We start from the raw sequence: 11,795 nt of genomic DNA, 5'->3' as shown, positions 1-11,795 counted from the left end.
ACCCGGGGCTGACAGAGAGGACCTGGAATGGACCGTGCCGCCGTGTTCGACGTCGACGGGACCCTCGTCGACACCAATCACCTGCACGTCGTGACCTGGTGGGAGGCGTTCCGGCAGGCGGGCCACGAGGTGCCCATGCACGCCGTGCACCGGGCCGTCGGACTCGGCTCCGCGGACCTCGTCGCCCATCTGCTCGGCGACGACCGGGACCCGGACCAGGACGCCGAACTGAGCGCCGCCCACACGGCGCTGTACGGCCAGTACTTCGACCGGCTCCCTGCCCTGCCCGGGGCCGGCGAGCTGCTGCGGCGGCTGCACGGGGACGGCTGGACCGTGGTCCTCGCCACCTCGGCGAGCGGTGCCGAGCTGGGTGCGCTGCGCCGGGCGATCGACGCGGACGACGCCATCGCGGCCACGGCGAGCGCGGACGACGTGCGGGAGGGCAAGCCCGCCCCGGAGCCCGTGGAGCACGCGCTGGAGCTGGCCGGGGTGCCGGCCTCGCGGGCGGTGTTCGTCGGGGACACGGTGTGGGACATGCGGGCGGGCAGCAAGGCCGGGGTGCGCTGTGTGGGCGTGCTGTGCGGCGGGATCCCCCGGGCCGACCTGGAGGAGGCGGGGGCGGAGGCGGTGTACGCGGACCCCGCGGATCTGCTGGCGCGGCTGGCCGACAGCCCGCTGGCCTGAGCGGTTCCGGTGGTGACGCACGTCACCTGGGGGGCTGGAACACCTGGGTGTGGTTGCCCGTTGAACGAGCCGTGGGTGCGGATGGGACAGTGTCCCCGGGCCTCACCTTTTGCCCACAGGGACGATCGTTCGGCTGAAGCCCTGTGGAGCGTCTCGCCGAGAGGCGACCGCCATCCGCCCCCACCACCGACCGCCCCGGTCGTGATTCCCCCGTCACGGCCGGGGCTTCCTCATGCCGTCCCGAGCCGCGTGTGCGGACGCGGCGCCCGGGTACCCGGCCGCTCGTCGCAGGCCTCCGCCGTACCCGACGAGAGGAGCCGAAGGTGAGCAGCTCAGCGGGCAGCAGGGTCGTCGTGACAGGGGCCACCGGCAACGTCGGGACGAGTGTGGTGCGCCTGCTCTCCGAGGACCCGGACATCAAGTCCGTGCGCGGGCTGGCGCGGCGGACGCCCGAGTGGTCGCCGCCGAAGACCGAGTGGTCCGCCGTGGACCTGGCCGGGGACCAGGCGAACCTCGCCGAGCGGTTCGAGGGTGCCGACGCCGTGATCCATCTGGCCTGGGCCTTCCAGCCGACGCATGATCCGGCCACCACCTGGCGGACCAATGTGCTCGGCGGCATCCGGGTGTTCGAGGCGGTCGCCGCGGCCCGGGTGCCGGTACTGGTGCACGCCTCCTCCGTCGGGGCGTACTCGCCGGGTCCGAAGGACCGTCCGGTGGACGAGTCCTGGCCCACACACGGCTGGCCGGACGCCGCGTACTGCCGGGAGAAGGCCTATCTGGAGCGCACGCTGGACGTGTTCGAGCGCGACCACCCCGGGGTGCGGGTGGTCCGGATGCGCCCGGCGTTCCTGTTCAAGTGGGAGTCGGCGAGCGAGCAGCGGCGGATCTTCGGCGGGCGGTTCCTGCCCGGTCCGCTGGCCCGGCCGGACCTGCTGCCGTTCCTGCCGGACGTCCCCGGCCTGCGGGTACAGGCGCTGCACACGGACGACGCCGCCGAGGCCTACCGGCTCGCGGTGCGCTCGGACAGCGCCCGGGGCGCCTTCAACCTGGCCGCCGATCCCGCGCTGGACGCGGGTGTGCTCGCCGAGCTGCTCGGCTCCCGGCCGGTACGGCTGCCGCGTACGGCGGCCCGCTCGGCCATCGCCGCCGCCTGGGGGCTGCACCTGCTCCCCGCCTCCCCGCACCTCTTCGACGCCGTGCTGCGGCTGCCGCTGATGGACTGCGCGCGGGCCCGCGCCGAACTGGGCTGGGAGCCCCGGCACACGGCGACCGAGGTGATCCAGGAGTTCCTGGACGGCCTGCGGAAGGGCGGCGGCATGGAGACCGAGCCGATGCGGGGACGGAAGGTCGGCTGAGCCCCCCAACGAGTCGCCGGAGCATCGAGCCGACGAGGAGCGGAGAAGATCATGACGGTGCGGGAGCCCGGTTCCGGGTCCGGAGCCGAGGAGCGGCCGGTGCCCCGGGACCTGCCCGACCAGCAGGCCGGGCTCGGCGAGGACCCGTGGGACGTGACCCCGGAACACGCGGTCGACGACGAACCGGACGAGGACGTCGTACCGGACACGGACGAGGCCGGCACCGGCCCCCGGGGCGCACCCCGGCCGGGCACGGTACACCCGGAACACCCGAGCCCGGACGAACCGTCGGCCTGAGCCCCAGCGCCGTCGGCCTGGCCTGACGGATCTCGGCTTGGCCTAACGGGCGTCTACGTGATCCCAGGCCGCCTCGGCTGGACCCGCCGGACGTCGGCCTCTGCCCCGGAGCACGGCGGCCCAGGTCCAGCGCGGCAGCCTCAGCCCGGCCACTGCGGCCTGGACATCGGCGGGAAATCAGCCTCTCCCCAAGGACGGCAGCCTGGCGGCCCGGTTTCAGGGCACGGTGGCCCCGGCCGGGGAACCTCGGCCTCAGCCAGCGAACCGTCGGCCTGAGCCCCAGGGCCGTCGGCATGAGGTGGCGGACGTCGGCCTGGCCTGGCGGATCTCGGCTTGGCCTGACGGACGTCGGCGTGATCCCAGGCCGCCTCGGCTGGACCCGCCGGACGTCGGCCTCTGCCCCGGAGCACGGCGGCCCAGGTCCAGGGCGCGGCAGCCTCAGCCCGGCCACTGCGGCCTGGGCATCGGCGGACGTCGGACTCTGCTCGAGACACGGCGGCCCGGTTTCGGGGCACGGTCCTGAGTCCAGGACGCGGCAGCCTCGGCCGGCGAACCTCCTGCTGAGCCCGGCCCCTCGGTGTCGGCCCGGGGAGTAGGACCTCGCCCAGCGGGCGTGCGGCTCAGTGCGGGGCGCGTTCCTGGAGTGCGGCGCGCCAGGCGGGCAGTCGGTCCTCGGTCGCCGGTTCGGGGCGGCGCCCGCCGCTGGCGAAGAAGTCGGCGAGCGGCAGGATCGCGGCGCCGACGGTGACCGCGTCCGGGCCGAGCCGGCCGAGGTCGATGGTCACCTTGTCGGCCGGGTGCCGCAGGGCGTACGTGGCCGCGTGCCGGCGTACGGCGGGCAGGAACCGCGTGCCGAGCTGGAGCCCGGCCCAGCCGCCGATGAGGATCCGCTCCGGCTGGAAGAGGTTGATCAGGTCGGACAGACCGGCGCCCAGGTACTCGGCGGTCTCCTCCAGGACGGCCAGCGCGACCGGGTCGGCCGTACCGCCCTCGGAGGGGTACGCGGCGGCGAGCATCGCGGTGAGCGCGGTCTCCTCGTCGGTGTCCTCGGGCGGCCGGCCGCCCTCCTCGCGCCAGCGGGCGAGCAGCGACTCGGCGCCCGCGTAGGCCTCCAGGCAGCCGGGAGCTCCGCAGCGGCAGCGGCGCCCGCGCACCCGTACCGTCAGATGGCCCCACTCCACGGCCCGCCCGTACTCCACCTCCGGGGTGACCAGGCAGGCGCCGACGCCGGAGCCGAAGAGCACGACGACGGCGTTGCGGGCACCGCGCCCGGCGCCGAACCACATCTCGGCCTGGCCGAGCGTCTTGGCGCCGTTGTCGATGAGGTACGGCACTCCGTCGGGAAGCTGGGAGGCCGAGCGGAGCAGTTGCTCCAGCGGGACCGCGTCCCAGCCGATGGTCTGCCCGTGCACGACGGCACCCCGGTCCGGGGTGTGCTCCACGATGCCCGGGACGCCGACGCCGACGCCGAGGAGCCGGTCGGGGACGGCCTGTTCGGCGGTGAGGACCTCGGCGACGCCGTCGCGGATATGGCCGGCGATGACGTCGACGTCGTAGCCCTGCGGGGTCAACGGGCGTTCGGCACGGGCCAGTTCCGTGAGGGCCAGGTCGAACAGCTCGACCCGGACGCGGGTCTCGCCGACGTCCACGCCGATCATCTGGCCGCTGTGCGGGGCGACACGCAGCAGCGTGCGCGGCCGGCCGCCGTCGGAGTCGACGCTGCCGGCCTCCTCGACCAGTCCGTCGGCGATCAGGTCCGCGACCACGTTGCTGACCGAGCCGGAGCTCAGACCGGTGGCCGGGCCCAGCTCGAACCGGCTGAGCGGGCCGTCGAAGTACAGCCGCTGGAGCACCGCCGTACGGTTGCCTCGTCTCAGGTCGCGTACCGTGCGCCCGTTGCGCGCCGCCATGTGGCTCCCTTCACGAACCCTGCCCGACCTGCAACATACCCCTTCGGACAGCCGGGGCGCGACATTCCCCCAACCCTTAGTTCACGCTATGAGCTAAGGCGGAGACGTTTGATCTCGTCCAGCGCCGCGACAAGTTCCGGCGCGACGGTCTCCCGGGTCCGGCGCCGCCGCTCCGCGTCGACCGCCCGGGGCACCGTCTCGACCAGCATGATCAGGTAGAGACAGGCGCGGTAGAGCGCGAGCCGCAGCCGCTCCGAGCGGTCGAAGGAGATCCGGCCGCCGGCGTCCCGGTAGCCGGCGAGGAAGTCCTGGTCCTTCTCGATGTCGTCCAGCAGGGCGAGGGAGACGAGGTCGGCGACCGGGTCGCCCCAGAACATGCGCTCGCCGTCGATGAGCCCGCCGACGCGGGGCCCGGCGGGCGTGCGGTGGACCAGGATGTTGCCCGGCCACAGATCGAAGTCGACGGCGCGCGGGACGGTGACCTCGTCCAGCGCGTCGTGGTCGGACCGGAGGGTTCGGGCCACCTCGTCCACGGGGCACGGCAGGTCGGCCGCGTAGTCGCGGGCGTCGGCCAGCACGGCGTCGGTCATCGTGGTGAACGCCGTCCGCCAGTTCGGGGCGAGCGGGCCGAGGGCGCCGGACGGGTACCCGAAGCCGGGGCCGGTCACCCGGTGCAGCCGGGCCACGTGGCCGCCCAGCTCCCGGCGCAGGGCGGCCTGTTCGGCGGCGGTGAGGGAGTCGTCCCAGGGGGTGCCGGGGCAGTGGGTCTGCAGGGTGTGCCGTGCGGCGGGGCCGCCGTCGGTGTGCACGGTGCGGGGCGCGGGGACGCCGGCCTCGGCGGCGGCGCGGCAGAACTCCTCCTCCGAGCGCGGCAGCCGGGACTCGTAGCGCAGGCCCGGCCCGTCCGGCGCGACCTTCAGCACAAAGCGGCGGCCGTCGGTGAGCCGCAGTTCCTCGACGGTGTTGTAGGTGCCGCCGCCGAGCGGGCGCACCCCGCCCGGCCGGGCGGGCGGCAGGCCCGCCGTGGCCAGGATCCGCCGGGCCCGTTCCTCCGTGTCCCGCACCCCGCACCCCTCCCCCGGCGGCTCAGCCCGCCGCGTACACGTCCTCCACGTAACGCCCGTCCGCCACCAGCGTGTCGAACCACCGGTCGGCCGCGGCCTCGTCGGCGCCGGGGGTCCGTTCCCGGTACAGCGTACGGAAGGCCGCGCGGACGCCGGGAGCCATCCGGGCGCCGTCGCCGCAGACGTACACCCGGGCGCCGGCGCTCAGCAGCTCCCACACCTCGTCGGCCTCGGCGGCGATGCGGTGCTGGACGAAGGCGGCGCCGTTCTCCGGTGCGGCACTGAAGGCGGGCCGCAGCGAGACCGCGCCGGCCCGCTCGGCGGCCCGCAGCTCCTCGGTGTGCAGGTAGTCGGCGTCGGGGGCGTCGCAGCCGAAGTACAGGAGCCCCGCCGGGAGTCGGGCGCCGGTACGGCGGGCGGCCAGACGGTCGGCGACGGCACCCCGGAACGGGGCGAGTCCGGTGCCGGCGGCGACCATCACGACCGGTGCCGCGTGGTCGATCCGGAACGCCTCGCGGCAGGGCTGGACGCGGGCGTACACGGTGTCACCGGGCCGCAGGGAGGCGAGGTGACCGGAACCGGTGCCCCGGTAGCGGCCCTTGCCGGAGCGCGCGGGGGCGTCGAGCACGGACACCATGAGGTCGGCGTGGCGGGCGTCGGCCGACGGTGCGGAGGAGATGGAGTAGTGGCGGGGACGCAGCGGGGTCAGCAGGTCGAGCAGCAGCGGCCAGTCCAGGGCGCCGCGCAGGGCGGGGTGGTCCTCGGCCAGCTCCACGAGGGTGCGCGGGTCGTCGCCGGGCAGGGCGGCGAGGGCGGCCCGCTCGGGCGGGCAGGGGTTGGCCTCGGCGAGGAGGGCCAGCCGGCGGCCGGTCGGCCGTTCCTGCAACTCGACGTGATGCGTGAGCAGTTGCCGTACCGTCAAGGGCCGGTCGACGACGAGGTGGTCGGGGCGCGGACGGGTGGGCCGGATGTCCAGCACGGCGTCGCCGTCGAGGCCGAACGCGGCGACGGCACGGTCCACCAGCTCGGGGGAGTTGGCGGGCAGCACGGTCAGGTGGTCGGCGGTGCGGTAGGTGACCCCCTCGGGCAGGGCGACGCGCAGGAACCGCTTGGTGCGCGGATGACCGGGCGCGGTGAGGTCGTACGCCTCGGTGACCGTCATCGGGACCAGCCCGTGCCGCTCGGCGAGGGCGTCGAGCGGTCCGCCGGGGCGGATCGCCGAGGCGCTGCGGCTGCGGCACCGCTCCCGCTACCAGGTGTCGGTGTGCTGGCGGGCGCCCGGCGGGGCCGAACGGCGCGGGGAGCTGACGGCGGACCCGGTGAGCGACACGGTGGAGGAGACACCTGCGCTGCTGGTGATGCTGCGGGTCCTGGGCGAGCGCCCCGCACCGGAACCGGAACCGGAACCGGAGCCGGTACGGGTCACGGATACGGAGCAACGGGTCCTGGCCCTCCTGGCCGGCGGCGCCACCACGGCCCGCGCCGCCCGCGAACTCGGCCTCACCAAGGACGGCGTCACCTACCACCTGCGCCGCCTGTCGGCACGATGGGGCGCGACGAACCGCACGGAACTGGTCGCCCGAGCCTATGCCACGGGGGTGCTGGCCACGGGGGTGTGGCCACCGGAGCCGGGCACGGGGGGTGGGGAGTAACGGGCGGACACGCTGGGGCACGTCGGCCGTGGCGGGTCGTCGGGCTCGGGTCGTCGGGCTCGGACTGGCGGGGTGGGTCTTCGGGGGCAGGCGGCGGTAGCCGGGGCGGCGGGCTCGGGCTGGCGGGGTGGGTCTTCGGGGCAGGCGGCGGTAGCGGAGGCGGCGGGCTCGGACTGGCGGGGCAGGTCGTCAGACGCACGTCGGCCGTAGCCGAGGCGGTGGGGTCGGACTGGCGGGATCGGTCTTAGGGGCAGGCCGGCGGTAGCCGAGGCGGCGGGCTCGGACTGGCGGGGCAGGTCGTCAGGCGCACGCAGGCCGCAGCCGGGGCGGTGAGCGCCGTCCGGTGGGTTCGGTCCTGGTAGGGGCCTGTCCAGGCAGCGGCAGCGCTTGCAGGGGCGGCACCTCAGAGCACCCTCAGAAGCCGAACCGCGCCCGCCACGGCGGCAGGCGCCCGGAAACCTCAGTCGCAGTGCTCCGGCGGGACCTCCACGGCGGCGCCCGCCGTGGGAGCCGTGGCCGCAGGTCCTCCGACGGCGCGGGGCGGGAGGGCCGGTGGCGGGGAGAGCCTCGCCGTTCCGGCGCCCTCCGGGGCTCCGAAGCGGGCCAGGGTGTGCCAGACCATCTTCAGGTCCTGGAGGTCGTACCGGCCGCTGCGGGCAGCGTCGCCGATGACGCGGGGGGTGATGAGGCCGCGGTCGGCGATGCGGGCGCCGAGGTCGGCGTACTCCGGGCCGCGGTAGTCGGCGTGCCGGCGCAGTGCGGTGACGGTGAGGCGGTAGCCGCGGTGCCAGGTGAGGGGGAAGGGCAGGCGCCGGGCGGCCGTCTCCACCGGTGTGCCCCGGTAGCTCGCGTCCAGTACCAGCGCCTCCACGTCCCGGTCGAGCAGCACGCCCCCGTGCACATGGGCCTCGATGTAGTCGTTCAGGGCGTCCTGCTCGTCGGCCTCGGCGAGCGCGATCAGCGGCATGGCGCCGGCCACGCCGAAGTCGGTGGGCCCGGTCGAGCTGTCCGGGTAGCAGAAGGTGGCCCGGCCCAGGACCGCTCCGGAGAGCCTGAGGTGGGAGGAGCCGAAGCGTGGGGCCGCGCCGACCACCTGGCGCCGGAAGTCCAGCGCGCCGTACACCGGGCGCTCGGCCGGGTCGGCGTCGTCGTACGCGCCGCCGAAGATCCGGCTCTCCCAGCGCGTCCGGTCGCCGTCCGGGTGGGCGGTGAGGCCGCCGTTGCTGGTGCCGGTGACGAACTGCGAGTGGTAGGCGCCGTCCCGTGCCAGTGACTCCAGGATCGGCAGGCCGGCGGAGATCCGGTCGGGATGGAAGTTGAGCGTGACGCGCAGGCCGGGGTCGAGCGGTGGCCCGGACACGGCACCGGTGACATGGTCCAGCGCTCGCCGGGCACGCTGCGGCAGCCCGGGCAGCCCCCACGGCAAATCCATTGGCTCACCCCCCTCTGACTAAATACGATAGCCAACAACCTAGAGCCCCTAGGTTCCCACTGGACATCCGGAAGGACCCCCCCAATGAGATCGCTCACCGAGCAGGACATCCGCAACTCCTTTATCAACTGCTCCAAGGGCGAGGCCAAGCGGTTGGCCGTCCCGCGCGATCTCGGCGACCGCCCCTGGGACGATCTGGACTTCCTCGGCTGGCGCGATCCGGGTGCTCCCGACCGCAGCTATCTGGTCACGGAGCGGGACGGCCGGCTCGTCGGAGTGGCCCTCCGCTTCCCCGCCTCGCAGCACGGCTTCCTGCACCGGAGCATGTGCTCGGTGTGTCTGACCACGCATCCCGGCGGCGGGGTGTCGCTGATGACCGCGCGGAAGGCCGGGGCGGCTGGCCGGGAGGGCAACTCGGTCGGGCTGTACATGTGCACCGACCTGGCCTGTTCGCTGTACGTGCGCGGCAGGAAGGCCCCCGAGTCCGGCACCCGGTTCGAGGAGAGCCTCACCCTGGAGCAGCAGATCGCGCGCGAGACGGGCAATCTGGCCGCCTTCATCGACAAGCTGTACGCGTAAGTATCTGGCGTAAATCAGTCGGAATCAGTCCGCAAACGGCTACGTTCGATGCACCCGATGAACGGGAACAGGCCAAGGGATGCGCGAACGAAAGTTGACCACGGGACTACTGCGACTGGCGAAGCGCCGCCGGGAGCCGGTGGTCGTCCAGACGCTGCGGTCGGCCGCGGCGGCGACGGTCGCCTACGTGATCGCCCTCCGACTGAGCCCCGAGCCGGCCCCGCTCACCGCGCCGCTGACCGCGCTGCTGGTCGTCCAGGTGACCTTCTACGCCACGCTCACCAACGGCATCCGCCGGGTGAACTCGGTGGTCGCCGGCGTCCTGGTCGCCATCGCCTTCAGCGTGCTGGTGGGCCTGACCTGGTGGAGCCTCGCCCTGCTGATCGTCGCCGCGCTGGCGGTGGGACACCTGGTCCGCGTCGACGAGTACGTGGCCGAGGTGGCGATCAGCGCCATGCTGGTGCTCGGGGTCACCACGGTCGGGTTCACCGCGTGGGCGCGGATCGTCGAGACGCTGATCGGCGCGGTCGTCGGCACCGCGTGCAACCTGCTGCTGCCACCCCCGGTGTGGGTGGACGAGGCCGGCCGGTCCATCGAGGACCTGGCGCGGCGGGTGCGCCAGCTCATGCTGCGGCTGGGCGAGGAGGCCGCGGGCCGGACCCCCTGGCAGCAGGCGGCCGAACGGCTGCACGAGGCGCGCCGGCTTGACCACCACATCGTGCAGGTCGACGCGGCACTGCGGCAGGCCGAGGACAGTCTGCGGCTCAATCCACGGGTGAAGGAGGGGCTGCTGCACCGGGTGGTGCTGCGCACCGGTCTGGACACGCTGGAGATCTGCACGGTGGTGCTGCGGGTACTGGCCCGCTCGTTCACGGACCTGGCGAAGGCCCGTGGGTCGGACGAACTGTTCCCGTCCCAGGTGGGGGCGACCGTGGAGCAACTGCTGTCGGAGATCGCCGACGCGGTGGTCAGCTTCGCGGTGCTGGTGACGACCCATCTGAGCGAGAACGCCGAGTCGGCGGAGGCACGGCTGTCGGCGGAGCTGCACACGGCGGCCGGCACCCGGGACCGGCTGGCCGAGCTGCTCCAGGAGGAGATCCGCAAGGACTGGGCGCACTGGCAGCTGCTCGGGGCCGTCCTGACCGAGACGACCAGGATCATCGACGAGCTGAACACCGAGCACCGCACCCGCCGCCTGCTGGAGGAGCTGGACCGGGTCTCGCGCGAGCAGCGGGCCAAGCTGCCCCGGCTCGCCCGGCTGCGCGACCGCCTCGGGGTCCAGGAGGAGCTGTGGCGGAACCGCGCGGGGTTCGGTGAGCGTTATCGGTGAGGGAGCCGCCGGACCGGGCAGGCGCCGGAGGCGGGGGCACACACGGCTGACCGGTGACGGCGCCAGGGGCGAGGAGACGTACACATGACCGCGGACCGCGCCGGACCCGAAGGCGTACCCGCACGACCACGCACCGCGCCGACCCCGAGAGCGCACACGTACGAACGCCCCCATACGGCGCCGAACGGCAAGGCGCACCCCATGACCGCAGAGGCGCCGGAGGCGAAGGAGCGTACGGGTGATCGGTGACGGAGTCCGGATCGACGGGAACACGCTGCGGCTGCCCGGCGGGGTGGCGGTGCGGTTCATCCGCACGCTGCGCCTGCCCGAGAGCGGTACGCATCCGCTGCCGCCGGGGCTGGGCGAGTTCCCGGTCCGGCGGGTGGCCGACCACGCCGACCGGGTGCCCGAGCGGATGCGGGCGCGCGGCGGCGTCATGCTGCCGGTGTACCTGCGCGAGGCGATGTGGCTGAGCTTCGCCGCGTCGGAGCCGGCCGCGCTCCAGGTCGGCGTGGGAAAGGTGTGCGCGGTCTCCGGCGAGCCCTGGCGCGACCGGCTGTCCCGGCGTCCGCAGAACTACGTGGTGCTGCCCCGCCAGCCTTGGCTGGACGGCATCAACGCCGGCAAGGGCACGGTCCGCCAGTTCGTGGCCGTACCGCTGGGGCTGGGCGCGACCGTGGAGGGGCAGGTCACCGGCGAGGAGGTCTGGGGCGGCGTCCAGCTCCAGTCGTTCCCGCTGAAGGAGGAGGCCCTCGCCGGGTGGCGGCGCCAGGAGCGGGAGCGGCAGCGGCGCCTGGCCGACGCGCAGGGCGGTTACGGGGCGGCCCTGCCCATGGCCGCCCAGGCCCCCAGCGGACCGCCCGGAGTGCCGCCGTCCGCGCCCGCCGCCGCCTTCGGCGCTCCGCCCTCCCCGTCCGCCGCTCCCCCGCGGCGCGCCACGGCCATGGGGCTCGGTGTCGGCGGCTCGATGCGGCAGGAGGTGTACCGGGACGACCGGCCGCTGGACGACTGGTCCGAGCGGCCCGCCGGGCGGGTGTTCGTGCACCTGGTCACGCCCCCCGAGTGGCGCCGGATCACCGGCGAGGCAGCACCGCCGTCACCGGTGGACCGGGCGGCGTACACCCGGGCGGGCCTGCCCTGGTACGACTACTACGACGCGGACGCCGAGGACCTCGCCCCCACACGGGCCCTGGAGGCGGTCGAGCCGGTCGGCGAGTGGCTCGGGGACGACCTGGAGCCCTGGCAGGCACCGTCCGACGGCCAGGTGACACCGCTGAAGGACGCGCCGGGCAAGCCGGTGGAGGACGGGGACTGGTAGGGGCCTCGGCGTTGCGTAGGGCGCAACGGCTGTTGCCCGGCTTGCCCTTGGCGGCGTGCTCGGGCCAAGGTGGCTGTCACGAGTGGGGGCCCGACGACCTGAGGTAGCGGCATGGACACGGAGGCACGGACGACGGGAGGAGGGTCTCCCCTCCCCCGGCGGGACCGGGACCCG

The 11,795-nt window shown here is 74.5% G+C and carries 9 protein-coding genes and 2 pseudogenes; 7 read left to right on the top strand and 4 right to left on the bottom strand.

What is annotated here, in order from left to right; all coding sequences use genetic code 11:
- The first annotated feature begins 27 nt into the window (after window positions 1-27).
- The 3 genes from OO52_RS02115 (at window position 28) to OO52_RS02105 (ending at window position 2,336) form a co-directional block, all read left to right on the top strand.
- Window positions 28-684: an HAD family hydrolase gene (locus OO52_RS02115; protein ID WP_030639608.1), complete on the top strand. Its 657-nt coding sequence runs from the start codon at window positions 28-30 to the stop codon at window positions 682-684.
- A 323-nt stretch (window positions 685-1,007) separates the two neighbouring features.
- On the top strand, window positions 1,008-2,039 hold the full coding sequence (locus OO52_RS02110; protein ID WP_030639614.1) for an SDR family oxidoreductase: 1,032 nt from the start codon (window positions 1,008-1,010) through the stop codon (window positions 2,037-2,039).
- 51 nt (window positions 2,040-2,090) lie between these two features.
- The gene (locus tag OO52_RS02105) at window positions 2,091-2,336 is read left to right on the top strand and encodes a hypothetical protein (protein ID WP_030639620.1); all 246 of its coding nucleotides are present in this window, start codon (window positions 2,091-2,093) and stop codon (window positions 2,334-2,336) included.
- Between the two features lie 620 nt (window positions 2,337-2,956).
- Here OO52_RS02105 and OO52_RS02100 read toward each other — a convergent pair.
- The 3 genes and pseudogenes from OO52_RS02100 to OO52_RS02090 form a co-directional block, all read right to left on the bottom strand.
- The gene (locus OO52_RS02100; protein ID WP_030639621.1) at window positions 2,957-4,246 is read right to left on the bottom strand and encodes an ROK family transcriptional regulator; all 1,290 of its coding nucleotides are present in this window, start codon (window positions 4,244-4,246) and stop codon (window positions 2,957-2,959) included.
- An 86-nt stretch (window positions 4,247-4,332) separates the two neighbouring features.
- The gene (locus OO52_RS02095; RefSeq protein WP_030639622.1) at window positions 4,333-5,310 is read right to left on the bottom strand and encodes a phosphotransferase family protein; all 978 of its coding nucleotides are present in this window, start codon (window positions 5,308-5,310) and stop codon (window positions 4,333-4,335) included.
- Between the two features lie 22 nt (window positions 5,311-5,332).
- A pseudogene (locus tag OO52_RS02090) lies at window positions 5,333-6,517 on the bottom strand (reductase); the annotation flags it as partial.
- Between the two features lie 4 nt (window positions 6,518-6,521).
- Here OO52_RS02090 and OO52_RS02085 point away from each other — a divergent pair.
- A pseudogene (locus OO52_RS02085) lies at window positions 6,522-6,962 on the top strand (helix-turn-helix transcriptional regulator); the annotation flags it as partial.
- 460 nt (window positions 6,963-7,422) lie between these two features.
- Here the strand turns inward: OO52_RS02085 and OO52_RS02080 are convergent.
- A complete protein-coding gene (locus OO52_RS02080) occupies window positions 7,423-8,394 on the bottom strand; it encodes a DUF3626 domain-containing protein (RefSeq protein WP_030639627.1) in 972 nt (323 codons plus the stop codon).
- Between the two features lie 84 nt (window positions 8,395-8,478).
- On the opposite strand from OO52_RS02080, the gene OO52_RS02075 reads away from it, so the two are divergent.
- The 3 genes from OO52_RS02075 to OO52_RS02065 all read left to right on the top strand — a co-directional run bounded on the left by OO52_RS02075 (window position 8,479) and on the right by OO52_RS02065 (window position 11,621).
- The gene (locus OO52_RS02075) at window positions 8,479-8,973 is read left to right on the top strand and encodes an FBP domain-containing protein (RefSeq protein WP_030639629.1); all 495 of its coding nucleotides are present in this window, start codon (window positions 8,479-8,481) and stop codon (window positions 8,971-8,973) included.
- A gap of 79 nt (window positions 8,974-9,052) precedes the next feature.
- Complete coding sequence (locus tag OO52_RS02070; protein ID WP_030639632.1) at window positions 9,053-10,303, top strand: aromatic acid exporter family protein; 1,251 nt, start codon at window positions 9,053-9,055, stop codon at window positions 10,301-10,303.
- 238 nt (window positions 10,304-10,541) lie between these two features.
- Window positions 10,542-11,621, top strand: a complete 1,080-nt coding sequence (locus OO52_RS02065) for a hypothetical protein (RefSeq protein WP_106971925.1) — start codon at window positions 10,542-10,544, stop codon at window positions 11,619-11,621.
- Window positions 11,622-11,795 lie beyond the last annotated feature (174 nt).

The organism is Streptomyces flaveolus, from assembly GCF_000716535.1.
Taxonomy (GTDB): Bacteria; Actinomycetota; Actinomycetes; order Streptomycetales; family Streptomycetaceae; genus Streptomyces; species Streptomyces flaveolus_A.
The sequence above is the reverse complement of the archived record's forward strand: the minus strand, read 5'-3'. Positions and strand labels throughout refer to the sequence as shown.

What these genes read in the sequence shown, in the direction of transcription:
- OO52_RS02115 (WP_030639608.1), top strand. Translation starts at nt 28, where the DNA reads ATGGACCGTGCCGCCGTGTTCGACGTCGACGGGACCCTCGTCGACACC.
- OO52_RS02105 (WP_030639620.1), top strand. Translation starts at nt 2,091, where the DNA reads ATGACGGTGCGGGAGCCCGGTTCCGGGTCCGGAGCCGAGGAGCGGCCG.
- OO52_RS02100 (WP_030639621.1), bottom strand. Translation starts at nt 4,246, where the DNA reads ATGGCGGCGCGCAACGGGCGCACGGTACGCGACCTGAGACGAGGCAAC.
- OO52_RS02080 (WP_030639627.1), bottom strand. Translation starts at nt 8,394, where the DNA reads ATGGATTTGCCGTGGGGGCTGCCCGGGCTGCCGCAGCGTGCCCGGCGA.
- OO52_RS02075 (WP_030639629.1), top strand. Translation starts at nt 8,479, where the DNA reads ATGAGATCGCTCACCGAGCAGGACATCCGCAACTCCTTTATCAACTGC.
- OO52_RS02070 (WP_030639632.1), top strand. Translation starts at nt 9,053, where the DNA reads ATGCGCGAACGAAAGTTGACCACGGGACTACTGCGACTGGCGAAGCGC.